This window comes from Cryptosporangium sp. NPDC051539, assembly GCF_044454545.1.
Lineage (GTDB): Bacteria > Actinomycetota > Actinomycetes > Mycobacteriales > Cryptosporangiaceae > Cryptosporangium.
Genome location: NZ_JBITDV010000014.1, coordinates 160,247 through 181,435, shown reverse-complemented (window position 1 = coordinate 181,435; position 21,189 = coordinate 160,247). Strand labels below are relative to the sequence as shown.

Sequence of the window (21,189 nt, the reverse complement as noted above, 5' to 3'; positions counted from 1 at the left end):
GGAGCAGTGATGTCTCTTAAGCCTCTTTCCTTGAGGACGCTCGCGATCGTCATGATCCCGGGGATCCTCGCGGTCCTGTTCGACACGACGATCGTCGCGATCGCCCTCCGGACGCTGGCCCGCGAACTCTCGTCGCCGCTCTCGACGATCCAGTGGGTCACCACCGGCTACCTGCTGGCCCTCGGCATGGTCATCCCGATCACCGGATGGCTGCTCCGCCGCGTGGGCGGCAAGCGCGCCTGGATGCTCGCGATGACGCTCTTCCTGCTCGGCTCGATCGGCTCGGCGTTCGCCTGGAGCGCCGCGAGCCTGATCGGTTTCCGCGTACTGCAGGGCGCCGGCGGCGGCCTGATGCTCCCGGTGATGCAGACGCTCGCCGTCCAGGCCGTCGGCGAGCGCGGGCTCGGGAAGGCCACGGCCACGATCGCGCTGCCCGCAGTGCTCGGTCCGGTGCTGGGGCCGGTGCTCGGAGGCCTGATCGTCGACTCGATCTCCTGGCGGTGGATCTTCTGGGTCAACGTGCCGCTCTGCCTGTTCTCGCTGGTCATGGCCTGGCGGATGCTTCCGGACGACCGCCGCGACGAGGAGTCGGCGCATCTCGACCTGGTCGGGCTCGCGTTGGTCTCGCCCGGAATCGCCGCGCTCCTGTACGGGCTGTCCGAGGTCGGCACCCACGAGGGGTTCGGGCACCCGTCGGTGGTGGTACCGATCGTCGTCGGCGTGGTGCTGGTGGCCGCGTTCGCGGTCCGGGCGCTGCGTAGCCGGACCGAGCCGCTGGTCGACCTGCGGCTGTTCCGCCACTCGACGTTCACCGCGTCGACCGTGCTGCTGTTCTTCTCCGGGTTCGTCCTCTACGGCGCGATGCTGGTCATGCCGCTCTACTTCCAGCAGGTCCGCGGCCACGACGCGCTGGCCGCCGGATTGCTGCTCGCCCCGCAAGGCCTTGGATCGCTGCTGTCCCGCAGCGTCGCAGGCGTCCTGTCGGACAAATACGGCCCCCGGTGGTTCGTCTTCGGCGGCCTGGTCATCGTCGCGCTCAGCACGGTCCCGTTCGCGCTCGCCGACGCCGGTACCAGCGAGTGGTTGCTGGCCGGTGCGCTGGTGGTCCGCGGCTTCGGGCTCGGTGGTGTGGTGATCCCGCTGATCGCCGGCGCCTACCAGGGCCTCGATCGCGCGGACGCGCCGCACGCCAGCATCCTCACCCGCACCGCGCAGCAGATCGGGGGTGCCTTCGGCGGCGCGGTCCTCGCCGTTGTGCTGGCCCGTACGTCGGCGGCCTCCGGCCCGGTCTCCGCGTTCGAAACGACGTTCTGGTGGACGATCGCCTTCACTGCCGTCGCGGTGCTCATCGCGGTGTTCTTGCCGACGCGGCCACGCGAGGCCGAGGCACCAGTGGCCGGTAGCGAGCCGGTGGCCGTCGCGGTCGGTGGCGACCTCCCCGAGAAGCCCGAAGGCCACTGACCGGGTTTCTACACCGGCTTCAGTGCGCTGATCGGACGGCCGGAGTGGGAGCGGGCCCGCTCGTACCACGAGCGGGCCTCCTCGACGTCGCCCAGGTCGCCGGCCAGGTCGCCGAGGTCGACCATCGCGCTCGCCGCCTGCACCGGGTCGTCGCTCGCGGCCGCGCCGGTGAACCAGCGGCGGGCCTCGTCCACATTGCCCTGTTCCCGTTCGAGGACGCCGAGCCCGTGCATCGCCCGGGACGCCTCGCCGGGGTCGTCGCCGTCGATCGCGGCGCGGAACCACGTCCGGGCCACCGGCGCCCGGCCCTCGGCCGCCTCCAGGACCCCCAGATCGACGCGGGCCGGGATCGATCCGGCCGCGATCGCCTTCTCGTACCAGCGCCGGGCGATGGCCACGCTGCGGGCGCGGTGAGCCCGGTAGGCGATTCCGTACATCACCCGGGACGGCACGTCGGCCACGCCGTCGAGCAGGTCGCGGGCCCGCGGGTAGTCACCGCGGTCGAACGCGGCCAGGCCCACCTCGCGACGCAGGTCGGCCGGGAACGCCCGGGCCGCGTACCGCCAGAACCGGCTGCTCACCGGCGTCCGCTCCTGGTCGGCCACGGCGGAGAGCAGGCCGCTGCCGTAGTAGAACCCGCGCCCGGGCACGGCGGTGACCAGACCCCGGTCGACCGCCCACTCCAGCGCCCGGGAGAGCGTCGGCACGCCGACCGGACCGAGCTCGCGCCGGTAGTCGACGTAGAGCGCGGCCAGCGTCTCGGCGGTGAGCGGCACGGGCGGGTCGAGCCGTTGCCAGTCGGCGAACACCCGCAGCAGCGCCTGCCGGTCGAGCCCGGCCTCCCCGTCGAGGGCCCGCCGCAGTGGCTCCAGCGGCACGACGAGCTGCCCCACCCTGGCCGGTCTCGGCTCGGCCGGTAGGTCCACATCGGCTGCTCGCAGAGCGTCCACATCGGTGGCCGTGAGCGAACCGACCTGCACTGCCGCACCCGCGAGCGGGTCGGGAAGCCTCGCTCCGGCGAGCAGCGCGGAGTGCGCGGTGACCAGCACCTGCACGCCTGCCGGGACCTCGATGCGGCCGAGCTGGCGTAACGCAGTGGTGCCGGCCGCGTCGATCCAGAGGATCGCGCCGTCGTCCGCGTGCCGCTTGGCTGCCGCGACCAGCGCGGTCAGGGGCACCCGCGGGTCGGGATGGAACGCGAGCAGGGTGTGGTCGGGCAGCTGGGTGCGGGCCGCCTCGGCGACCGCGCGCGTGGTCCCGGCCAGCCTCTTCCCGTGGACGACGACCAGCGGGGTGCCGCCGGCGAGCAGAGACACCAGCGCTCGGTCGACGTCCCTGGACACGTACTGGCCGTGCGGAGCGTGGACGCCGAGGTCGGCCAGCCGCACGTCCGCCAGGCGCGGCGGCCGGCCGCGGTCGTCGGCGAGCTTCAGCGCCGGCTTGGCGTTGGCACGCCCGGGAAGGGACCATCCCGCCACTCCGCTCTCCTCTCACGCCGAAAAAATCACCGTAACCCGGGATCAGCCCGCCGCCAGGAAGATGCAGAACGGGTGACCGGCCGGGTCGGCGTAGACGTAGATCGCTTCGTCCGGATCATCCGAACGGGTGTCGTCGAGCAGGGTCGCGCCGAGGCTCATCGTTCGATTGTGGACTTCCTCCAGCGTGGCCCGGTCCGGCACGGTCAGGTCCAGGTGCAATTGCTGCGGCACCGGCCCCTCGGGCCAGGTGGCCTCCGGCAGGCGGTCGACGCGCTGGAACGCCAGCCCGGGCCCGGCCGGGTTGCGCAGCACGAGCCAATCCGCGTTCGGGTCGGGCTCTCCGGCCGGAGGTGCCTCGTGGCCGGGGCGGTACTCGAAGCCGAGCAGCCGGCGGTAGAACTCGGCCAGCGCCCGGGGGTCTTCGCAGTCCAGGACCGTGTGCCGGAGCCGTGGCAGTGTCATGGTGGTTTGTATATCTCGCGCGCGGATCCGTGAACCGTTCTTCCGGCCCGGCGCGATGGAGGGGTGTGAACGATTTCCCGCGCGACGACGACCTGCTGGCCCGGGTCGCCACCGGTGATCGGGCGGCGTTCGAGGCCTTCTACCGGCGCCACGCGGGATGGCTCGGGCTGCGCCTGCGTCACCGCTGCGCGGATCTGACGCTGGTCGACGACGTCGTCCAGGAGACGTTCCTGGGGATCTGGCGCGGCGGAGCCGGGCGCTACCGCGAGCAGGGTGACGTCACCGGCTGGCTCTGGCGGATCGGTTCCCGTCGTCTGGTCGACGCGCTGCGCAAGCAGAGCGCCAAGGAACGCCTGCGGCAGGTGCTGACGCGGTTCCGGGTCACGACGCCGGAGCCGTCGGCGGAGGACCTCGTGCTGCGGGGCGTCGAGCACGGTGACCTCGCCGGTGCGATCGGCCGCCTCTCGCCGGAGCTGCGGGCCGTGTTGCAGGCGACGGTCCTCGACGGGCTGACGACCGGCGAGGCGGCCGTGCTGCTCGGTATCCCGGCCGGAACCGTGAAGACGCGGGCAATGCGTGCCCGCAAGCAGCTGCGTCAGGAGCTGGCATGAGTTGGCACATCGACGAGCCGGTGCTCGACGGATACCGGAACGGGACGCTGCCCGCCCCGGCCCTGTGGTCGGTGGAGTCGCACCTGATGGCGTGCGCCCGGTGTCGTTCACGGCTGGAACTGCCCGGCGCCGACGCCGGATGGGAACGGCTGGACGCCGAACTGGACGCCCCGCGCCCGGGGGTGTTCGAGCGGGCGCTGGTCGCGTGCGGGGTGCCGTCGGCGACCGGACGGCTGCTGGCGGCGACGCCCGCGCTACGCGGTTCCTGGCTGACCGCGATCGCGGTGACGCTGGCGCTGGCCGCGCTGATGGCGCGCTTCGTCGAGCCGTTCGTGTTCCTCACGGTGACGCCGATGCTGCCGCTGCTGGGCGTCGCGGTGTCGTTCGGGCCGGGGATCGATCCGGCCTACGAAATGACGGTGACGGCGCCGTTCTCGACGTTCCGGCTGCTGCTGCTGCGGTGCCTCGCCGTGCTGTCGGTGAACACGGTGCTGGCCGGGGCGGCCAGCGTGTTCATGGCCGGCTACGGCATCCGGATCGCCGGGTGGTTCCTGCCGTCGCTGGCCCTGATCCTGCTGACGCTGGTGTGCGTGCCGCGGCTGGGATCGGTGCCGGCCGCGACCGTCGTGGGCCTGGGCTGGCTGGGCCTCGTCGTGCTGGTCGGTCCGCTCGGGAACTCACCGCTTTACACGCTGACCGGTCAGCTGGCGGTGGCCGCGGCCGCCGTGGTGGCCGGATTCGCCCTGCCGCGCCAGGTCGCCGCGTTCGATCGCACTCGTCCGCCTGTCTGGAGGGCTCGATGACGACATCGACCGACGTCGCCGTCTCGGCTACCGGTCTCTCGCTGCGCTACGGCCGGACGATCGCGCTGAACGACGTGTCGTTCACGCTCGGCACCGGCGTGACCGGCCTGCTCGGGCCGAACGGCGCGGGCAAGACCACGCTGCTGCGGGTGGTCGCGACCGCGGTGACCCCGGACTCCGGCAGCCTGCGCGTGTTCGGGTTCGATCCGCTCACCGGCACGGGGCGGCTCGCGACCCGGCGCCGGATCGGGTACCTGCCCCAGGATCCGGGTTTCCACCGCTCGTTCACCGCGTTCGAGTTCGTCGACTACGTGGCGATCCTGAAGGAACTGACCGAGCGCCGGGCCCGGCACACCGCGGTGCGGGACGCGCTCGAGGCCGTGGGCCTCAGCGACCGGCGCGGTTCCCGGATCCGGACGCTGTCCGGCGGGGCGCGCCAGCGGGTCGCGCTGGCGGCCGCGCTGGTCGGCGACCCGCCGGTGCTCATCCTGGACGAGCCGACGGTCGGGCTCGACCCCGAGCAGCGGATGCGTTTCCGCGAGCTGATCGCGGAGCTGGGCGAGCAGCGGTCCGTACTGCTCTCGACGCACCAGACCGAGGACGTGATGTCGCTCTGCCGCGAGGTGATCGTGCTGGACCACGGCGGGGTGCGCTTCACCGGCACCCCGGGTGAGCTGACCGCGCTGGCGGACGGTCGGGTGTGGACGAGCGCGGCGCGCGAGCCGGAGGCGCTGGCCTCCTGGCGGACCGGGACCGGGCTGTTCCGGCACGTCGGGAGCGCGCCGGCCGGTGCCGACCTGCTGCCGCCGTCGCTGGAGGACGGATACCTCACGCTGGTGGACCTCGCATGACCACGCTCGCGGTGCCGTCGGTGCGCGTGGCGTCGCCCGACCGGGCCGGGGCTCTGCGGGCGCTGGCCCGGGTCGAGGCGGTCCGGATGCTGCGGTCCCCGGCGACGATCGCCTCGGCGGCGCTGTTCCTGGCGCCGTGGATCTACGGGTGGATCTCCGGATCCGGCAACCGGTATCCGTCGCTGGCCGACGACACGCTGACCGTGCAGTTCCTGACGCTGCTGATCCTCGGCAGCGGGACGATGATCGCGGCCAACCTGGCGACGCTGCGGTCGCACCGGCACCGGGCCGACGAGTTCTTCGACGTGCTGGTGCTCCCGCCGTCGTGGCGGACCGGCGCGCTGCTGCTGGCGCTGGCGGCTCCGGCGGGGCTGGCGCTGGTGCTGGCCGGAGCGCGGCTGGGCATCGAGGCCGCGCTGCCGGACGCGGCCGGGCGGCTGAACTGGCTCGAGGTGCTGACCGTGCCTGCCCTCGTCGCGCTGATGGGGTCGTCCGGGGTACTGCTGGGGCGGGTCGTGCGTTCGGGCATCGTCGCGCCGCTGGTGGCGCTGTTCCTGGTCGCGGCCGCGTTCGTGGTGCCGGTCGGCGGCTCGAGCGGTGCGCGGTACCGGTTGCTGTTCCCGACCGTCTCGCCGGAGTTCGCGATGCCGGTGCCGACCGAGATCCTGGCCCGGCCGACCGGACGGCACCTGCTCTATCTCGTCGGGCTGATTCTGGTGATCTGTGTGCTCGCGCTGCTGCGGTCGGGGGCCAGGCGGGTGTGGCTCGCCGGCGGGGTGGCGCTGACGCTGGTGGTGTTCGGTGGGGTCACGCAGTTCCGGGTCCCGTCGTCGGTGGCGTCGCTACGGGAGACCGCCACCACGGCACCGGCCTCGATGCAGACGTGCCGGGTCGTCCGGGACGTGAAGTACTGCGCGTTCGACGACTTCACGCCGTGGGTGCCCGGATGGGCCGGGGTGGTGCGGGACGTGCGGTCGGCCGTGCCGGACGTGCCCGCGTCCGGGCTGGTCGTGCGTCAGCGTGTGCTGGCGGTGGGGTATCCGGGAGCGGTCCGGACCGCCGACCAGGAAAGCGCACGCCTCTCGGCCGACCAGCGCGCGAACGCGGCCGCGGGAACGCCGGACGCGATCCCGGTCGGGACGACCTGGGGGTCGCCGAGCGACTCCGCGATCTTCGCCGGCGCGGTGGCGTACCGGCTGATCACCGGACACGCGTGGACGAGCGGGCAGTCGGTGTGTGGTTCCCGGGGCGCGCTGCTGGTGTGGCTGGTCGGCCGGGCCGCCCCGGACGGGTTGCGGGAGCTGGACGCGTCGAGCTGGAACGCGCTGGTCTTCGGCGACCTCGGCGGATACGCCACGCTGGCCGTTCCGGACGTGGACGCGTCGTCGGGGCTGGCCCTGGTGTCGAAGCCGGGCGGTGCCGCGGCGGTACGGGAGCACTGGGCGGAGCTGACCGCCCCGGGCACCAGCACGGCGCGGTTCGCCGAGCTGACCGGAGTGGCGGCCGCGCCGCAGCCGCCCGAGAACGAGCGGGCCACGTGCGACCGCTGACCGGCCGGCGGGCCGACGGCCGCGAGCGTTCCGGGGCCCCGGTGCGGGTGCTGAGGGTGTCGGCGTGGCCGGTGATCCGCGCCGCCCGACTCGGGCCGCTCCTGATCGGGGCGCTGGCCGGCTGGGCGCTGCTGGCGATTCCGGCCGCGCTGACGACGACGACCGACCCGGATTCGCTCACGTTGCAGTTACGGCTGGCGACCGTGTGCACGGCGGTCGGTGCGCTGTTCCTGCTCGACGACCCGGCGAAGCCGACGACACTGGTGGTGCCCGCCCCGGCATGGGTCCCGGTGGCGATCCGGGTCGGGTTCGCGCTGGTCGCCTCGGGCCTGTGGTGGGCGGTCGCGGTCGGGATCGTGCTGGCCGGGGCCGCGGACGGCGTCCGACAGGCGCTCCGACTGCCCGGTACCGGGCTGGAGGCCGCGGCGATGGTGGTCGTCGCGCTGGCGCTGGCCGTGGCCGGGTCGCGGCTGGCCGAGCGCGGCGTCGCGTCTCCGGCGACCGCTCCGACGCTGCTGGCGCTGCTCGGCTCGCTGGCCGTGCTGCCCCGCGAGGCCGCGCTCTTCGTCGGCGTCGAGGATCCGGGCTGGTCGGTGGCGCACGAACGCTGGGCCGGCGTCCTCGCCGTGGGGTGCGTGGCGCTGGTGGTGGCGGCCCGCCGCGGTTGACGTTGGCCGGCGCACCCGACGTTCTAGGCTCGCCGGGTGCGCACACCCCTCAGCCTCGATCGGTATTTGACGTTCATCGACGCGATCGTGGCGATCGCGGTGACCCTGCTGATCCTGCCACTGGTCGAGATGACGTCGGATCTCACCGACGCCGAGTCGTTCCACGACGCGGTGCTGAGTCAGGAGGCGGTCGTCAAGTACGGCAGCTTCGTGCTCAGCTTCGTGGTGATCTTCCGGTTCTGGCGGGTGCACCACCGGCTGCTGGAGCCGATCGAGTCCTACGACAACGTGCTGGTGACGCTCACGATGTTCTGGGCGATGACGATCGTCTTCCTGCCCTACCCGACCGCGCTGATCGAGATCTACGACGGGAACACCCAGGCCAGGGGCCTCTACCTGGTCACGCTCGTGATCAGCTCCGGGCTACTGACGTCGCTGAGCCTGTATCTCTCGCGGAAGCCGGCGCTGTTCAAGGACGAGGCCTACGTGGACGGCTACTGGGACCTGATCGTGCCGTCGGCCGCGACCACCGGCTTGCTCGCCGTCATCACGCTGGTGGCCGTGTTGGTGCCGAAGATCAACTGGGGCGCGCTGCTCCTGCTGCTGCTGACCGGCGTCGTGTCCCGGCTCGTGAACCGCTGGAGGCACCGGAATGTCGTCGTTTCCTGAACCGACCGAGCCGGCCGGCTCCCGGGACGAGGTCTTCCTGCGCTACCTCGACCACTTCCGGGAGACCACGCTGACGAAGGTGGCCGCGCTGCCCGACGCCGCGCGCCGGGCGAGCGTCCTGCCGTCCGGCTGGACGCCGCTGGAGTTGCTCCAGCACCTGCGCTACGTCGAGCTGCGCTGGATCGAGTGGGGATTTCTGGGACGTCCGGTGGCCGATCCCTGGGGCGATCGGCGCGAGGGCCGCTGGTACGTCGCACGGTCCTTCGAGGAGGTGGCGGAGGCACTGCGGGCCCAGGGCGCGTACACCCGGGAGGTCGTCGAGTCGTCGGACCTGGCGGCGATCGGTGCGCCCGGCCCGCGCTGGGACGGCGCGCCGCCCGCGTCGCTGGAGCGGATCCTGTTCCACCTGCTGCAGGAGTACGCACGGCACACCGGTCATCTGGACGTCGTCACCGAACTCGCCGGCGGCCCGGTCGGGGAGTGAGAGGGTGTCGGCATGCCGGACGTCGGAAACCTTCTGCGGGACTTCGCGGCGCGGATCGACGCGTACGAACCGGATGCGCCGGTCAGCGCCGAGATCGAGGTCGACGGCGTGGCGCTGACACTGCGGGCGCCGGTGGTACGGGCGCTGGCCGAGGCGCTGGCCGCCTATCACGACCCGCGCGACCGCGGCCGCTGCGACCACTGCGGCGGGCCGCGGATGGACGAGAACTTCCAGTGCCGTGACTGCGGGCGGCTCAGTGGCCTGTTCGGCCGGATGGTCACCGAACGCGCGGCGTCCTACTCGCCGCTGACCGAGATCAGAGACACATGAACGTTCTGCTGATTCCGGGGTTGTGGCTGGACGGGTCGTCGTGGGAAGCGATCGCGCCGGAGCTGGAGCGGGCCGGTCACCGGGTCCGGGCCCTGACGCTGCCGGGCATGGAATCGCACGCTGCCGACCGATCGGCGATCACGCTGCGCGATCACGTCGACGCGGTGATCGCCGAGATCGACGCGTGCGAGGGCCCGGTCGTGCTGGTCGGTCACTCGATCGGCGGCGCGGTGGCGCACGCCGCCGCCGACGCCCGGCCCGACCGCATCGCCCGGGTCATCTACGTGGCCGGCGAGCCGCTCGGCGAGGGGCAGTTCAACAGCGACCAGTTCGCCGCCGAGAACGGCGAGGTTCCGCTCCCGGAGTGGTCGTTCTTCGACGACGAAATGGTGGCCGACCTCGACGACGAACTGCGGGCGGTGTTCCGGGAGCGGGCGATCCCGGCGCCGGCGCAGGTCGCGAGCGGGGTGCAGCGGCTCTCCGACGAGCGCCGCTACGACGTCCCGGTGACGGTGATCGCGTGCGAGTACTCGTCGGCGATGTTGAGGCAGTGGCTCGCGGACGGCCAGCCGGGCGTCGCCGAGCTGAGCCTGATCAAGGACGTCGAGTACGTGGACCTGCCGTCCGGGCACTGGCCCCAGTTCACCCGCCCGACCGAACTGGCCGAACTCCTGGCGGCCCGCATCAGCAGGTAGCCCGCCTCACTCGGCGGTAGTGCCTCACGCGGTGGTGTGGGGGACGAACTGCGCCAGGGCAGCGGCGCGGGCAGCGGCCAGGTCTTCCGCCGACGCCGTGCCGGACGCGTCGACGACCTCCGTCCAGGCATCGATCGACTCCCGGGAGAACTCGATCGCCTCGGGCGAGTTCGCGGCCTCGACCGGGCCGCCGAACGTCACCTTCAGTCGCTGTGGCGGCTCGCAGTCGAGGATCTCGCCGCCCGCGTTGCCTTCGAGCTGGAACGTCCCGCCGACCGTCAGGTCACCGCTGACCGGCAGGAACCAGCGCCTGATCCGCTCCGGGTCGGTGAGGGCGTTCCAGACGTCCTCGATCTCGGCGTCGTACTCGCGCCGGAGCAGCACGGCCACGGTCTCTTCGGGCACCTCGGCATCGGCCGGTCGCAGCGTCACGGCACGGTGGATGGCCTTGATCTCGCTGGGGATGTCCATGACCGCATCATGCCAGCCTTCACTTATATAAGCTAGAGCTTATGCATCCCAGAGTGGGAGCTGGCGTGGGCCGTTGCCGGTCACCGTGCTGTAGTGGCCGGTGGAGAGGCATCGCGCACACGTCACCGGATCGTCCGTGGGCACCAGCGCGTCGAGCTCGAACCCCGCGACGCCGACCCGGCAGGCGGGTGCCGGTACCCGGATCTCGCCCAGCCACCGCTCGGGATGCACCGCGTGGACCACCGACGAGCCGCGCACCCGCCCGTTACGCCCGGCGAACCGCTCGACAATGGCAGCCGCGACGCCGGCGAACGCCTCCACCACCGTAGTCATGCCGCCGGTTTACCACCCCGGTCCGACAATTAGGCCCCGACTTCGGCCGGGCGGGCGTCCGCGATCGCCGGATCGGGCTCCTGCGTGACGTCCGCGGACGAGTCGGTGGCCCGGACGACGGCGACGCCGACCAGCACGACCAGCCCACCGGCCAGCTGCGGAAGACCTGGGATCTGGCCGACCGACAGGGCGGCGAAGAGCACCGCGAACAGAACCTCGGTCAGCCCGACGAACGACGCGACGGTCGCGCCGAGCAGGCGGGCCGCACCGACGCCGGTGGTGTAGGAGAGGGCGGCGGCGACGACCGAGAGGCCGAGCACCGGCACCAGCCAGCTGACCTGCTGGCCGAACAGCTCGACCGAAGTGGTCGCGGCGCGCATCGGCAAGACGCCGACCAGCGCGAAGACCCCGAACGTGAGCGCGCCGACGACCATGCCGCTCCACGCCACGACCAGCGGCGGGAGGGCGTCGTCGGTGCGGGACGAGATCACGAAGTACGTCGCCAGCCCGGTGCCGGCGAGCAGGCCCCAGACGACGCCGACGAGGTCGAGGCCGCCGGAGGGGTTGAGGACGAGGACCAGCCCGGCGATCGCGGTGACGATGCCGGCCAGCGTGAGCCGGCGGGGGCGGCGGCGGGTCCGGGCCCAGACCCAGAGCACGACCAGCACGATGCCCATGTACTCGAGCAGCAGCGCGACGCCCACGTCGAGACGCTCGACCGCGTTGAAGAAGAACAGCTGACAACCGGCGACCGCGACGAGGCCGTAGAGGGCGACCGTGCCGAGCGACGAGCGGAGCAGGCGCCAGCGGCCGCGCATCTGCACCAGCGCGGGTGCGGTGAGCACCAGCGCGGCCAGCGAGATACGGATCGTGACCACGGCACCGGAGCTCCAGCCCTCCGACAGCAGCGAGTCGGCGAAGCTGCCCGCGGTGCCGAAGGAGGCCGCGGACAAGAGTGCGAGGCCCAGACCCAGCGCACCCCGGCGACGACTCGCGTAAGGGTCATTCACCGCTAGACTCATGACTTCGAACCTAGGTGCCGAAGCCGTAAGGAGTCAAGGTGCTTTTTGCTCATGACACCGAGGCGTCTCTCGCGGCCGCCGCCGAGCTGGTCAACACCGCGCACGACACCCCGGATTCACTGGCCGACCCGGCGGACGTCGTCGCGTTCACCGAGCGCTGGGGCTACACCGGGCGCGTCGCCGGCGACGCCGAGGAGCTGGCCGCGATCCGGGCGATCCGGCCGCGGCTCGAGCGCCTCTGGCACGCCGACCGCGACGAGATCGTGGCGACGACCAACGCGATGCTCCGCGAGACCGGCGCGCTACCGCAGCTGGTGCGCCACCACACCTGGGACTACCACCTGCACGCCGTCCCCCCGGAAGCCGATCTGGCGGTGCGGATCCTGGTCGAGACCGCGATGGCGCTGGTCGACGTCGTCCGGCTCGACGAGCTGGGCCGGATGCGGGTCTGCGGGGCCGACGACTGCGAGTCGGTGCTGATCGACCTGTCGAAGAACCGGAGCCGCCGGTTCTGCGACGGCGGTTGCGGCAACCGCACGAACGTCGCCGCCTACCGCGCCCGGAGGGCCGGCAGCTAGTCCCCGCCGATCCCGTCGAGGAGGTAGTTCAGGCCGGTGGTGAACGTGGTGTCGGGATCCTCGTCCGGGCCGCTGCCGATCACGTGGGCGAGGGTGGGGTACTGCGCCAGCGCTCTGGTCAGGTACGGGGCCACCGACCGCCGCCACTCGTGCTCGTCCTGGCCGCTCGTCCTGGCCGCTCGCGCCTCGGCCACTTCCTGCCGCACCGCGCCGATCGCGTAGGCGGTCACCGCACCGACCGACCGCCACGCGAACGCCGGGTTCTCGGCTCCCCCGGCCGCGGCGAGCGTCGCCTCCATGGTGGCCAGCGCATTCGGCCCGATCTGCGGACGCCCGCCGATCAGATCCGCGAACCACTCGTGCCGCCGGACGGCGTCCCGGAGCTGGTATGCCCGCTCGCGCAGAGCGGCCCGGACGCCGGGCGTGCCGGGGTGCGTCATCTCGCCGTACACCTCGTCGACCATCAGGTCGAGTAGCTCCTCCTTGGTCGCGAGATAGCCGTAGAGGCGCATCGGGCCGGCCCCGAGCGCCGCACCGACCTTTCGCAACGACACCGCGTCGAGTCCCTCGGCGTCGGCCAGGTCCATCGCCGCCCGCACGATCGACGCCCGGCTCAGCGGCGTCGGCGCCGGGCGGCTCGGAGGCTCCGGACGCTCCCACACGAGGTCTGCCACGGAATCGAGAATAGCCGCTTCCCAATACGGCGTCAGACTCGATACGGTGTATCGAGCCAATACAGCGTAAGGAGACTTCATGAAGATCGCGATCATCGGCGCCGGCCCCGGCGGCCTGACGCTCGCCCGCACGCTCCACGTCCTCGGTCTCGAATCGACGGTCTACGAGCGCGAGCCCTCCCGCGACGCCCGCGGCCAGGGCGGCATGCTGGACCTGCACGCCGACACCGGCCAACTCGCACTCCGGGCCGCCGGGCTGCACGCCGGGTTCCTGGCCCTCGCCCGCCGCGAAGGCCAGGACCTCCGTCTGCTCGACGAGACCGGCACGCTCTTGCTGCAGCAAGACACTCCGGACGACGCCCCGATGGACCGCCCCGAGATCGACCGGGCCGACCTCCGCGATCTTCTGCTCGACTCGCTGCCCGCGGGCACCGTCCGGTGGGGCAAGGCACTGGCGGACGCGACACACTTCGACGACGGCAGCACCCTCGAGTACGACGTGCTCGTCGGGGCCGACGGAGCCCGCTCCCGGGTCCGGCCGCTGCTCACCGACGCGCAGCCGGCCCCGATCGGGGTCGAGACGGTCGAGCTCGGCATCCCGGACGTCGACCGCACGCACCCGTACCTCTCCACCGTGCTCGGGCGCGGCAACTACTGGGCACTCGGCCCCGGCCAGGGGCTCAGCGCCCAGCGCAACGGCAGCGGCCGGGTCCGCGTCTACCTCACGTTCGAGAACCGCGACCGGCCGGCGCTCACGAAGGAGGCGCTCGCCGAGGCTTTCGCCGACTGGGGTCCGGACGTCCCGGCGCTGATCCGCGCCTGCGACGACGTGATCGTGCCCCGCACGATCACGACGCTCCCGGTCGGCCTCCGCTGGACGCCCCACCCGGCCGTCACGCTGATCGGCGACGCCGCCCACCTGATGCCGCCCTCCGGCGAGGGCGCCAACCAGGCCATGCTCGACGGCGCCGAACTCGCCCAGGCCCTGGCGTCCGACCCGGGCTACCCGGCCGCCGCGATCCGCGCCTACGAGGCCATGATGTTCCCCCGTACCGCCGACGCCGCCCGCCGGTCGGCCCAGATCCGGAAGATGGTCAGCGCGGGCGCCCACGAGATGCTCACGTTCTTCACCCGCTAACGTCGTACGCCATGGACGCGTTTCGTACGGCAGCGGAGGCTCGGGACACGGACGCCATCGAGGCGCTCCTCGCCGAGGACGTGGTCTTCACCAGCCCGGTCGCGTTCAAGCCCTACCCGGGCAAGGCGCTGACGCTGGCGATCCTGCGCGGCGTTCTGCGGGTCTTCGAAGACTTCCGCTACGTCCGCGGGTACGAGGGCACCGATCCGCACGACTCCGCGCTGATGTTCACGGCCACGGTCGACGGCAAGGCGCTGCAGGGCTGCGACTTCCTGCACACCAACGCCGACGGGCTGATCGACGAGCTCACCGTGATGGTGCGCCCGCTCTCGGCCGCGCAGGCCCTGGCCGAGGCGATGAACGCCCAATTCACGCAGATCCAGCGCGACGCCGCTAGCTGAACGCCTCCACCATCCGGGCCCAGGCCGCGTCGAGATCCGCGTCGGCCGGGAACCACCCGGCCAGTTCCAGGTCGACCAGCCCGTGCGCGGCTCCCCACACCGCCCGGGCCAGCCCGTGATCACCCCCGACCGCCTGGACCAGCGGAGCCGTGGCCGCCGCCTCCGGCAGGGCCGCCGTCTCCGTGGTGGACGCCGCCTCCGTGGTGGACGCCGCCTCCGTGGTGGACGCCGCCTCCGTGGTGGACGCCGCCTCCGTGGTGGACGCCGCCTCCGTGGTGGACGCCGTCTCGAACTGCTCGTGCCGGAGCGGCCGCCGGGTGGCCAGCGCGTACAGACGCGGGTGTTCCAGCGCCCACTGCCGGTACGCGGACGTCAGTCCGGCCAGCCCTCCGGACGAGCCCTCCAAGGCCGACTCGAGCGACCGCAGCGCCCGGTCCTGCAGTGCCGCCTCGATCTCGGTCTTGTTCGCGACGTGCTTGTAGAGCGACGGTGCCCGCATCGAGAGCGCGGCACCCAGCCGCCGCATGGTGAGGCCCTCGAACCCCTCGGTCTCGAGGATCTGCTCCGCCGCGTCGACGACGTCGTTCCGCCTGCTCATGATTCCTCCCGAGACGGCACACTGACCGGCGTCTCCACTCCCCGTCCGAAGGAGGTACCGGATGTTCGCGGTGGAACTCGGTGACGGCGCGCAACTGCGCCCACTCGAGCCCTGGAACGCGGACGAATTTCTGCGGCACATGGACCGCGGGCGTGAGTTCATCGGGCAGTTCATCCGCCTGGCCGACGTCGTCACCGACGCCGCGTCCAGCCGGGCGTTCCTCCTCGACTACGCCGGGAAAGCCACGACCGACTCGGGTCGGATCTACGGAATCTGGCTCGCCGGGACCCTCGTGGGCGGTGTCCTGTTCCGGACGATGAACGTCGACGAGGGCACCGCCGAAGCCGGGTGCTGGCTCGAACCGGCGGCGGTCGGTCGCGGGCTGATCACCCGCGCCGCGCGATTGATCATCGACTGGGCGATCGACGAGCGCGGCCTCCACCGGATCGAGTGGCGGGTTTCGGCGCGGAACGCATCGAGCATCGCGGTCGCCCGCCGGCTGGGGATGCAGCGCGACGGCGTGCTCCGCGGGGCCGGCGTGCATCGCGGGCAGCGCGTCGACCACGAAGTCTGGTCGGTCCTCGCTCCGGAATGGCGCGCCGCCCGCTCGTCCCGCCCGGCGGGGTGACCGTCAGTCGTTGAACACGGCCCCGAGGAAGCTCGAACCGGCCGGGGCCGGTGGCACGCTCGCGCCGGACGTCCCCGTCTGCGCCGGAACGCTGCCGGCCGTCGGCGTCCACGCCGGCCCGTTCGATCCGGACGCCGTCCCGGCGGGCGGAGCCGCCACCGCCCCCGCGGGCTGGGTAGCCACCGCCCCCGCGGGCTGGGCCGACGTGGTTCCGACGGGCGGGGCCGACGCGGTTGCGGCGGGCGGGGGCGGCGGGGTGCTGGTCGGGCACGCCACTCGGGAACCGCCATCGCGGAGGGCGTCGCCGGGCACCCAGCCGTTCACACCCCGGTGGTGGTCACGCAGATAGGTCCAACGACCGGTCGCCGTCGTCGCGGAGCAGAAATAGATCATCAGGTCGGCAGGACTACCGAGCGTGATGGCCTGGCACTCCGGCGCGGGCGCCACCCGGATCTCCCACGACGCCCGGACGCGCAGCCGGCTCCCCGGCTGCGGCGCGGACGTGGCGGCCTGCGCCGGTGCACACCCGGCCGCCTGCGCCTGCTGCCCGAACCCCACTGCGGTGAGCGGTACGAACGCAGCCACTCCGACCGCGCTCGCCAGCTTCCGTCCCACGTTCATTCCGTGCTCCTCCGGGTCGAGTCCGACCCCCAGACAATCCGGACGCCGGGGCAGCGCGCATCGGGGGATCACCGGTCGCTGAGCCGGGCGATCACACTGAACACCGTCAACGATCCGCCTGCCTCAACACAGAGAGTGACCGACGGTACCTAAGCGGTCTTTTCAGGCATAAGGGAAATCCCTTAGTTTGCTTTCAACCCCGATTCCGCCGCGACCCGAGAAGGTGCGCAATTCCCACCGTGTCCCCGGAACGCTCCCGACTCAGCTCGGACGTCCAGCTCGTCGGCCGCACCCAGGAGCGTTCGTTCCTCGACCGCCTCCTGGACGGGCTGGCCACCACGGGCGGCGCGCTGCTCGTCCGGGGCGACCCGGGCGTCGGCAAGACGACGCTGCTCGACTACACGGAGCAGATCAGCGCCGCGAGGTACCGGGTGCTCCGGGTACGCGGAGTCGAAACCGAGATGTCGCTGCCGTTCGCCGCGCTGGGCGAACTGCTGCTGCCGCTCCGCTCCCACTTCGGCGCGGTGCCGCGGGCCCAGCGGGAGAGCCTCGAGGCGGCGCTGGCCCTCAGTGAGCGGACGCCCCGGGCGGGCGTCAACCCGTACGCGGTCTGCGTCGCGACTCTGAACGTGCTGGCCGCGGCCGCGCACGCCGAGCCGCTGGTGGTGCTCGTCGACGATCTGCAGTGGGTGGATCCGGACTCGGGCCAGGTGTTCGGATTCCTGGCCCGCCGGGTGGCGTCCGACCGGATCGCGTTCGTGGCCGCGAGCCGCACCGCGCCGGACAACCCGGCCGGATTCACCACGGTCGAGATGCGGGGCATGGACGAGCGTGAGTGCGGCGAGGTACTGCAGAGCCGCGGGCTGACCGTCGCGGCGGGCGTCCTACCAGCTCTGATGTCATTCTCGATGGGGAACCCGCTCATCCTGCTCGAGTTCACCTCGCGGCTCAGCCCCGCGCAGCGGCGTGGCGACCGGCCGTTGCCGGCCTCGCCGGCCGCGGGCCACCGGGCCGAGGAGGGGTGGGCCGCACGGCTGCGCGCGCTACCGGAGCCGACGCACCGGGCGCTCGCGCTGGTCGCGGCGGCCCGGGAGCCGACGATCGACGCGCTGGAGCAGGCGCTGACCGCCACCGGCCTGTCCCTGCACGACCTCACCCCGGCCGAGGAGGTCCGGCTGGTGACGGTCGAGGACGACCGGTACGAGTTCGTGCACCCGATCCTGCGGAGCGTCGCGTTGCGGGCGGTCACCGCGGCGGTCCGGCGGGGCGCGTACCGGGTGCTGGCCGAGGGTGCCACCGGCGCGGTCCGCGCCTGGTACCGGGCCAGCGCGGTGACCCAGCCGGACGAGGACGTGGCGTCCGGCCTGGTCAGCGCCGCGGTCGAGGCCGAGCAATGCGGCTCCCACCTGGCCGCGGCCCACGCCTGGCACCGGGCCGCCGAGCTGACGCCGGAGTCGGACCTCTCGGCCACCCGCCTGCTCAACGCCGCCCGGAACGCGCTGCTCGGCGGCGCCTGCGACGAGGCCGCCGGCTGGTGCGGCCGGGCGCAGGCGACCGCGCTCGCCCCGGAGCTGGGCGCCGACATCGCGCTGCTGCACGGCCGGGCGCTCACCTGGGCCGGCCGGGTCCGGGCGGCGAACCGCCTGATGAGCGAAGCGGCCGAGACGATCGCGCCGCGCGACCCGGTCCGCGCGAGCCGGCTGGCCGCCGAGGCCACGCTGCCGGCGCTGATGCGGGCGGACACCGCGGTATCGGAGCGCTGCGCCCAGCGAGCCGTGGAGCTGAACTACGGCGACCCGCAGGCCCAGCTGGCGCTCGCCCAGGCCCTCTGCCTGACCGACCGGACGGCCGAGGCGGACGCGCAGCTGGATCGGACCATGGCGGCGTACGCCGGGCTCGATCCGGCCGCCGTCCTGATGGACCTGGGCAAGCTCGCGCAGACCTGCATGGGCCTGGAGCGCTTCGACGACGCCCAGCGCCTCCTGCACCAGGTACTGGACGGCGCTCGCCGGACCGGAGACCCGATCGCCTACGCCTATGCCTTCGGCCTGCGGGTCGAGGTCGGCTGGTGGCTCGGCCAGTGGTCGGCCGCTTATGCGGACGGTCTGGAGTCACTGGCCAAGGCCCGGGCGTTGCGGCACCGGGGCACGGCCGCGAACGCGCTGATCGCGCTCGCCCGGCTGGACGGCGTCCGCGGTGACCACGACATGTGTGTTCGCCGCGCCACCGAGGCCGCAGAAGGACTGGACTTCGCCGACTTCCGAGGACTGTGGATCTGCCGGGAAGCCGCGCTCGGGCTGAACAGCCTGGGGATCGGAGCGTGCGCGGACGCCGTCTCGCACCTCGCGTACGCCCACGACGTGTTCGTCAGCACTGGTCTGCGGAACCCGAACCTCATGTCGTTCGCCGGTGACCTGATCGAGGCGCACGTCCGGGCCGGGAACCCGATCGCGGCCCGGGAGGCGCTCAGCTGGCTCGAGGACACCGCCCGGCGGACCGGGTTGTTCTGGCAGCTCGCGGTGAGCGCCCGCGGCCGGGCACTGCTGGCCGACGACCCGGACGAGGCGGACGCGGCGTTCCGCGCCGCGCTCGCCGCCCACGAGCGTCACCTGGGGGCGTTCGAGCAAGCCCGGACCCTGCTCTGCCAGGGCGAACGGCTCCGGCGCACGCGACGCAAGGCGCAGTCGCGGAAGCCGCTGCTGGCGGCGCACCGCACGTTCTCGGTGCTGGGTGCCACGCCCTGGGTCCAGCGCTGCCTGGCCGAGCTGGCGGCGAGCGGCGCCGCTCCGCCCGGTGACCAGCCCACCGGCGGGCTCGACCGGCTCAGCCCGCAGGAGCTGCAGGTGGCGCGCATGGTCGCCGACGGGCTCACGAACGCCGAGGTCGGTGCGGCGCTGTTCATCTCGGCGAAGACCGTGGAGGCCCACCTGACGCACGCGTACCGCAAACTCTGCGTCCGGTCGCGGGCCGGGCTGACCCGCATCGTCACCGAGAGCGGCCTGACCGACTAGCCGCCACGCCTAGCCTCGGCGCGCCACCCTCGCGGCCGCCGCGTCGCGGGCCAGCTCCACCAGGCGCTTCACCTCCGGCATCCGCTCCGTGCCCGGGTTCAGGACGCACACCCAGCCCTGGGGCCCGTACTGCGGATGCGGCAGCACGACGTCGAGCGCCGCGTAGTCGTACCCGCCCCGCCGGGCCGGCAGGTCACGGGGCGCGAACCCGAACAGCCGGGTGAACTCGTCCCGCCCGACGTGCACGTTCACCCGGTACACCCCCGGGCGCCCGAGCGCGGACTCCTCGTCGAACCCGGCCATGTCGTGCAGCACGATCGTCGCGAACGGGTGGTATTCGTCGCCGGTGATCGAGAAGAACGAGTTGCCCCAGTTGTTCTGCGGCGCCCCCATCTCCTCGGTCGCCACGACCGTGCCCACCTCCGGCAACCCGCCGATCCACGACGCGATCTCGTCGGCCGGTGGCCCGGCCGGCAGCGCCACCGCGGGCAGCGCCACCACCGCCGTCCCGTGGGCCACGTGCAGGATCGCGTCGGTGGACGCCAGGTCTTCCGCCGCCAGCGGGAAGTACCGGTAGGACCCGTCCGGCCGCGCCACCGCGTCGAGCGACGGCCGCACGGTGAGCCCGTCGTCGAGGACGGCCTCGTACGTCCCCGGCCCCGGAGCCCCCACCTCGGCCCCGGCGCTCTCCCCCAGCGACCCGGTGATCAGCACGTACCGGTCTCCGAGCAGCGCCGACAGGATCGAGCCCGCCCCGGCCCACTCGGCACTGGCTCCGCCCACGTCCATCCGCCCCGGGTACCGCTGGACGTGCCGGTTGTGCGCGAACACCAGCGTCGGCCCGCGGTCGACCTCGAGCAGCCGGATGTCGAGCAGGTTCCGCGCCATCCACGCGTCCCGGACGCTCAGCAGCCGCGCGATGCGGTCGGCCCCCGGCCGGGCGACCTCGGCGTGGTAGCGCAGCATCCCGATCGCCGCGTTCGCGAAGACCTCCATCCGCCGCCAGGCCGCCCGCGACGACTCGGCGATCAGGCGCGGCGCCCCCGAGTACAGCAGCGAGAGCAGGTCGTCGGCCCGGCCGCGCAGCCGGACCGCCCGCGGCGACTCGCCGATCGAGCGCCCGGCCTCCCGCACCTCGTCCCACGGCTCGTCGTCACCGAGCAGCTCGTCGATCTCGGGCCAGGCGTCGGGGGCGACGTACTCGCACACCGCGGTCAGGAATCGGCGCGGGCTGGGCGCCTCGGTGTTCTCGGTCGGCGCGTCGAAACCGTGGAACGCGAGCGGCTCGGGCTGGTTCCGCATCCACTCGACCAGCTCGCGGTTGGCCTCGAAGCGTCCGAAGTTGTGGCTGAAGCCGGTTTCCATCACGAGATCGAGAGTGCCGGCCCCGCCGCGGACGTAATCGTCGACCGCCAGCGCGGTGACCCGGTCGGACTCGATCGCGATCGAGCGGAAGCCGTGGTTCGCGACCAGGACCGCGAACAACTCGTTGCGCCGCCGCAGGAATTCCTGTTCACCGTGCGTCGGCTCACCCATCGCGAGCATCGCGGGAGACTTCGAGAGCAGAGACTGGAGTTCGGTTTCCATAGCCTTCAACCGTATCTTTGAACCAGCGATTGAGGATTTATGGAAACGGTGCTGTGGATATCGTC

General features: G+C 72.7%; 24 protein-coding genes. 15 read left to right on the top strand and 9 right to left on the bottom strand.

Annotation, left to right across the window (positions count from 1 at the left end; genetic code table 11):
• The first annotated feature begins 9 nt into the window (after nt 1-9).
• Nucleotides 10-1,461 carry an MDR family MFS transporter gene (locus ACIBZJ_RS36215; protein ID WP_395937896.1) on the top strand — a complete coding sequence of 484 codons (1,452 nt, stop codon included), beginning with the start codon at nt 10-12 and terminating at the stop codon, nt 1,459-1,461.
• 8 nt (nt 1,462-1,469) lie between these two features.
• On the opposite strand, the gene ACIBZJ_RS36210 is transcribed toward ACIBZJ_RS36215, so the two are convergent.
• Both ACIBZJ_RS36210 and ACIBZJ_RS36205 read right to left on the bottom strand, forming a co-directional pair.
• Nucleotides 1,470-2,939 (bottom strand): tetratricopeptide repeat protein, encoded by a 1,470-nt coding sequence (locus ACIBZJ_RS36210; RefSeq protein WP_395937894.1) that lies wholly within the window; start codon nt 2,937-2,939, stop codon nt 1,470-1,472.
• Between the two features lie 42 nt (nt 2,940-2,981).
• Nucleotides 2,982-3,401: a VOC family protein gene (locus ACIBZJ_RS36205; protein WP_395937892.1), complete on the bottom strand. Its 420-nt coding sequence runs from the start codon at nt 3,399-3,401 to the stop codon at nt 2,982-2,984.
• A gap of 65 nt (nt 3,402-3,466) precedes the next feature.
• Here ACIBZJ_RS36205 and ACIBZJ_RS36200 point away from each other — a divergent pair, with 65 nt between their 5' ends.
• The 9 genes from ACIBZJ_RS36200 to ACIBZJ_RS36160 are packed head-to-tail and all read left to right on the top strand — an operon-like array spanning nt 3,467 to nt 10,062.
• Nucleotides 3,467-4,012 (top strand): RNA polymerase sigma factor, encoded by a 546-nt coding sequence (locus ACIBZJ_RS36200; RefSeq protein ID WP_395937890.1) that lies wholly within the window; start codon nt 3,467-3,469, stop codon nt 4,010-4,012.
• Nucleotides 4,009-4,815, top strand: coding sequence for a zf-HC2 domain-containing protein (locus tag ACIBZJ_RS36195; RefSeq protein WP_395937888.1), 807 nt, complete (start codon nt 4,009-4,011; stop codon nt 4,813-4,815). Before ACIBZJ_RS36200 ends, ACIBZJ_RS36195 begins: the two co-directional genes overlap by 4 nt.
• The gene (locus ACIBZJ_RS36190; protein ID WP_395937886.1) at nt 4,812-5,666 is read left to right on the top strand and encodes an ATP-binding cassette domain-containing protein; all 855 of its coding nucleotides are present in this window, start codon (nt 4,812-4,814) and stop codon (nt 5,664-5,666) included. The genes ACIBZJ_RS36195 and ACIBZJ_RS36190 overlap by 4 nt, the downstream gene beginning before the upstream one ends.
• Complete coding sequence (locus ACIBZJ_RS36185; protein ID WP_395937884.1) at nt 5,663-7,216, top strand: hypothetical protein; 1,554 nt, start codon at nt 5,663-5,665, stop codon at nt 7,214-7,216. The genes ACIBZJ_RS36190 and ACIBZJ_RS36185 overlap by 4 nt, the downstream gene beginning before the upstream one ends.
• Nucleotides 7,204-7,884 carry a hypothetical protein gene (locus ACIBZJ_RS36180; RefSeq protein WP_395937882.1) on the top strand — a complete coding sequence of 227 codons (681 nt, stop codon included), beginning with the start codon at nt 7,204-7,206 and terminating at the stop codon, nt 7,882-7,884. The genes ACIBZJ_RS36185 and ACIBZJ_RS36180 overlap by 13 nt, the downstream gene beginning before the upstream one ends.
• Nucleotides 7,885-7,920: 36 nt before the next feature.
• Nucleotides 7,921-8,553, top strand: coding sequence for a TMEM175 family protein (locus ACIBZJ_RS36175; protein WP_395937880.1), 633 nt, complete (start codon nt 7,921-7,923; stop codon nt 8,551-8,553).
• A complete protein-coding gene (locus ACIBZJ_RS36170; protein ID WP_395937878.1) occupies nt 8,537-9,037 on the top strand; it encodes a DinB family protein in 501 nt (166 codons plus the stop codon). Before ACIBZJ_RS36175 ends, ACIBZJ_RS36170 begins: the two co-directional genes overlap by 17 nt.
• A 12-nt stretch (nt 9,038-9,049) precedes the next feature.
• Nucleotides 9,050-9,367: a hypothetical protein gene (locus ACIBZJ_RS36165; RefSeq protein WP_395937876.1), complete on the top strand. Its 318-nt coding sequence runs from the start codon at nt 9,050-9,052 to the stop codon at nt 9,365-9,367.
• Nucleotides 9,364-10,062, top strand: coding sequence for an alpha/beta fold hydrolase (locus ACIBZJ_RS36160; protein WP_395937874.1), 699 nt, complete (start codon nt 9,364-9,366; stop codon nt 10,060-10,062). Before ACIBZJ_RS36165 ends, ACIBZJ_RS36160 begins: the two co-directional genes overlap by 4 nt.
• A 24-nt stretch (nt 10,063-10,086) precedes the next feature.
• Here ACIBZJ_RS36160 and ACIBZJ_RS36155 read toward each other — a convergent pair whose 3' ends face one another.
• The 3 genes from ACIBZJ_RS36155 to ACIBZJ_RS36145 are packed head-to-tail and all read right to left on the bottom strand — an operon-like array spanning nt 10,087 to nt 11,888.
• Entirely contained in the window at nt 10,087-10,533 is a 447-nt protein-coding gene (locus ACIBZJ_RS36155) for an SRPBCC domain-containing protein (RefSeq protein ID WP_395937872.1), read from the bottom strand.
• A gap of 39 nt (nt 10,534-10,572) precedes the next feature.
• Nucleotides 10,573-10,866 carry a hypothetical protein gene (locus ACIBZJ_RS36150; RefSeq protein WP_395937870.1) on the bottom strand — a complete coding sequence of 98 codons (294 nt, stop codon included), beginning with the start codon at nt 10,864-10,866 and terminating at the stop codon, nt 10,573-10,575.
• 29 nt (nt 10,867-10,895) lie between these two features.
• Complete coding sequence (locus ACIBZJ_RS36145) at nt 10,896-11,888, bottom strand: EamA family transporter (RefSeq protein ID WP_395937868.1); 993 nt, start codon at nt 11,886-11,888, stop codon at nt 10,896-10,898.
• Between the two features lie 38 nt (nt 11,889-11,926).
• On the opposite strand from ACIBZJ_RS36145, the gene ACIBZJ_RS36140 reads away from it, so the two are divergent.
• On the top strand, nt 11,927-12,466 hold the full coding sequence (locus ACIBZJ_RS36140; RefSeq protein ID WP_395937867.1) for a CGNR zinc finger domain-containing protein: 540 nt from the start codon (nt 11,927-11,929) through the stop codon (nt 12,464-12,466).
• Here the strand turns inward: ACIBZJ_RS36140 and ACIBZJ_RS36135 are convergent.
• On the bottom strand, nt 12,463-13,140 hold the full coding sequence (locus tag ACIBZJ_RS36135; protein ID WP_395937865.1) for a TetR/AcrR family transcriptional regulator: 678 nt from the start codon (nt 13,138-13,140) through the stop codon (nt 12,463-12,465). The genes ACIBZJ_RS36140 and ACIBZJ_RS36135 overlap by 4 nt on opposite strands.
• Before the next feature lie 79 nt (nt 13,141-13,219).
• On the opposite strand from ACIBZJ_RS36135, the gene ACIBZJ_RS36130 reads away from it, so the two are divergent.
• On the top strand, nt 13,220-14,278 hold the full coding sequence (locus ACIBZJ_RS36130; RefSeq protein ID WP_395937863.1) for an FAD-dependent oxidoreductase: 1,059 nt from the start codon (nt 13,220-13,222) through the stop codon (nt 14,276-14,278).
• Nucleotides 14,279-14,289: 11 nt separating this feature from the next.
• Entirely contained in the window at nt 14,290-14,679 is a 390-nt protein-coding gene (locus ACIBZJ_RS36125) for a nuclear transport factor 2 family protein (protein ID WP_395937861.1), read from the top strand.
• Here ACIBZJ_RS36125 and ACIBZJ_RS36120 read toward each other — a convergent pair.
• Entirely contained in the window at nt 14,672-15,277 is a 606-nt protein-coding gene (locus tag ACIBZJ_RS36120) for a TetR/AcrR family transcriptional regulator (RefSeq protein ID WP_395937859.1), read from the bottom strand. The two genes, ACIBZJ_RS36125 and ACIBZJ_RS36120, sit on opposite strands and share 8 nt — an antisense overlap.
• Nucleotides 15,278-15,338: 61 nt before the next feature.
• Between ACIBZJ_RS36120 and ACIBZJ_RS36115 the strand changes: the two genes are divergently transcribed.
• Nucleotides 15,339-15,905 carry a GNAT family N-acetyltransferase gene (locus tag ACIBZJ_RS36115; protein ID WP_395937857.1) on the top strand — a complete coding sequence of 189 codons (567 nt, stop codon included), beginning with the start codon at nt 15,339-15,341 and terminating at the stop codon, nt 15,903-15,905.
• Between the two features lie 3 nt (nt 15,906-15,908).
• Here the strand turns inward: ACIBZJ_RS36115 and ACIBZJ_RS36110 are convergent, their stop codons facing one another.
• Nucleotides 15,909-16,526 (bottom strand): hypothetical protein, encoded by a 618-nt coding sequence (locus tag ACIBZJ_RS36110; RefSeq protein WP_395937855.1) that lies wholly within the window; start codon nt 16,524-16,526, stop codon nt 15,909-15,911.
• 239 nt (nt 16,527-16,765) lie between these two features.
• Here ACIBZJ_RS36110 and ACIBZJ_RS36105 point away from each other — a divergent pair, with 239 nt between their 5' ends.
• A complete protein-coding gene (locus tag ACIBZJ_RS36105) occupies nt 16,766-19,537 on the top strand; it encodes an AAA family ATPase (RefSeq protein ID WP_395937853.1) in 2,772 nt (923 codons plus the stop codon).
• 9 nt (nt 19,538-19,546) lie between these two features.
• Here the strand turns inward: ACIBZJ_RS36105 and ACIBZJ_RS36100 are convergent, their stop codons facing one another.
• On the bottom strand, nt 19,547-21,124 hold the full coding sequence (locus tag ACIBZJ_RS36100) for a DUF6194 family protein (RefSeq protein WP_395937851.1): 1,578 nt from the start codon (nt 21,122-21,124) through the stop codon (nt 19,547-19,549).
• Between the last annotated feature and the right edge of the window lie 65 nt (nt 21,125-21,189).

What these genes read in the sequence shown, in the direction of transcription:
- ACIBZJ_RS36215 (WP_395937896.1), top strand. Translation starts at nt 10, where the DNA reads ATGTCTCTTAAGCCTCTTTCCTTGAGGACGCTCGCGATCGTCATGATC.
- ACIBZJ_RS36205 (WP_395937892.1), bottom strand. Translation starts at nt 3,401, where the DNA reads ATGACACTGCCACGGCTCCGGCACACGGTCCTGGACTGCGAAGACCCC.
- ACIBZJ_RS36195 (WP_395937888.1), top strand. Translation starts at nt 4,009, where the DNA reads ATGAGTTGGCACATCGACGAGCCGGTGCTCGACGGATACCGGAACGGG.
- ACIBZJ_RS36190 (WP_395937886.1), top strand. Translation starts at nt 4,812, where the DNA reads ATGACGACATCGACCGACGTCGCCGTCTCGGCTACCGGTCTCTCGCTG.
- ACIBZJ_RS36185 (WP_395937884.1), top strand. Translation starts at nt 5,663, where the DNA reads ATGACCACGCTCGCGGTGCCGTCGGTGCGCGTGGCGTCGCCCGACCGG.
- ACIBZJ_RS36170 (WP_395937878.1), top strand. Translation starts at nt 8,537, where the DNA reads ATGTCGTCGTTTCCTGAACCGACCGAGCCGGCCGGCTCCCGGGACGAG.
- ACIBZJ_RS36165 (WP_395937876.1), top strand. Translation starts at nt 9,050, where the DNA reads ATGCCGGACGTCGGAAACCTTCTGCGGGACTTCGCGGCGCGGATCGAC.
- ACIBZJ_RS36160 (WP_395937874.1), top strand. Translation starts at nt 9,364, where the DNA reads ATGAACGTTCTGCTGATTCCGGGGTTGTGGCTGGACGGGTCGTCGTGG.
- ACIBZJ_RS36155 (WP_395937872.1), bottom strand. Translation starts at nt 10,533, where the DNA reads ATGGACATCCCCAGCGAGATCAAGGCCATCCACCGTGCCGTGACGCTG.
- ACIBZJ_RS36150 (WP_395937870.1), bottom strand. Translation starts at nt 10,866, where the DNA reads ATGACTACGGTGGTGGAGGCGTTCGCCGGCGTCGCGGCTGCCATTGTC.
- ACIBZJ_RS36145 (WP_395937868.1), bottom strand. Translation starts at nt 11,888, where the DNA reads ATGAGTCTAGCGGTGAATGACCCTTACGCGAGTCGTCGCCGGGGTGCG.
- ACIBZJ_RS36130 (WP_395937863.1), top strand. Translation starts at nt 13,220, where the DNA reads ATGAAGATCGCGATCATCGGCGCCGGCCCCGGCGGCCTGACGCTCGCC.
- ACIBZJ_RS36125 (WP_395937861.1), top strand. Translation starts at nt 14,290, where the DNA reads ATGGACGCGTTTCGTACGGCAGCGGAGGCTCGGGACACGGACGCCATC.
- ACIBZJ_RS36120 (WP_395937859.1), bottom strand. Translation starts at nt 15,277, where the DNA reads ATGAGCAGGCGGAACGACGTCGTCGACGCGGCGGAGCAGATCCTCGAG.
- ACIBZJ_RS36115 (WP_395937857.1), top strand. Translation starts at nt 15,339, where the DNA reads ATGTTCGCGGTGGAACTCGGTGACGGCGCGCAACTGCGCCCACTCGAG.
- ACIBZJ_RS36110 (WP_395937855.1), bottom strand. Translation starts at nt 16,526, where the DNA reads ATGAACGTGGGACGGAAGCTGGCGAGCGCGGTCGGAGTGGCTGCGTTC.
- ACIBZJ_RS36100 (WP_395937851.1), bottom strand. Translation starts at nt 21,124, where the DNA reads ATGGAAACCGAACTCCAGTCTCTGCTCTCGAAGTCTCCCGCGATGCTC.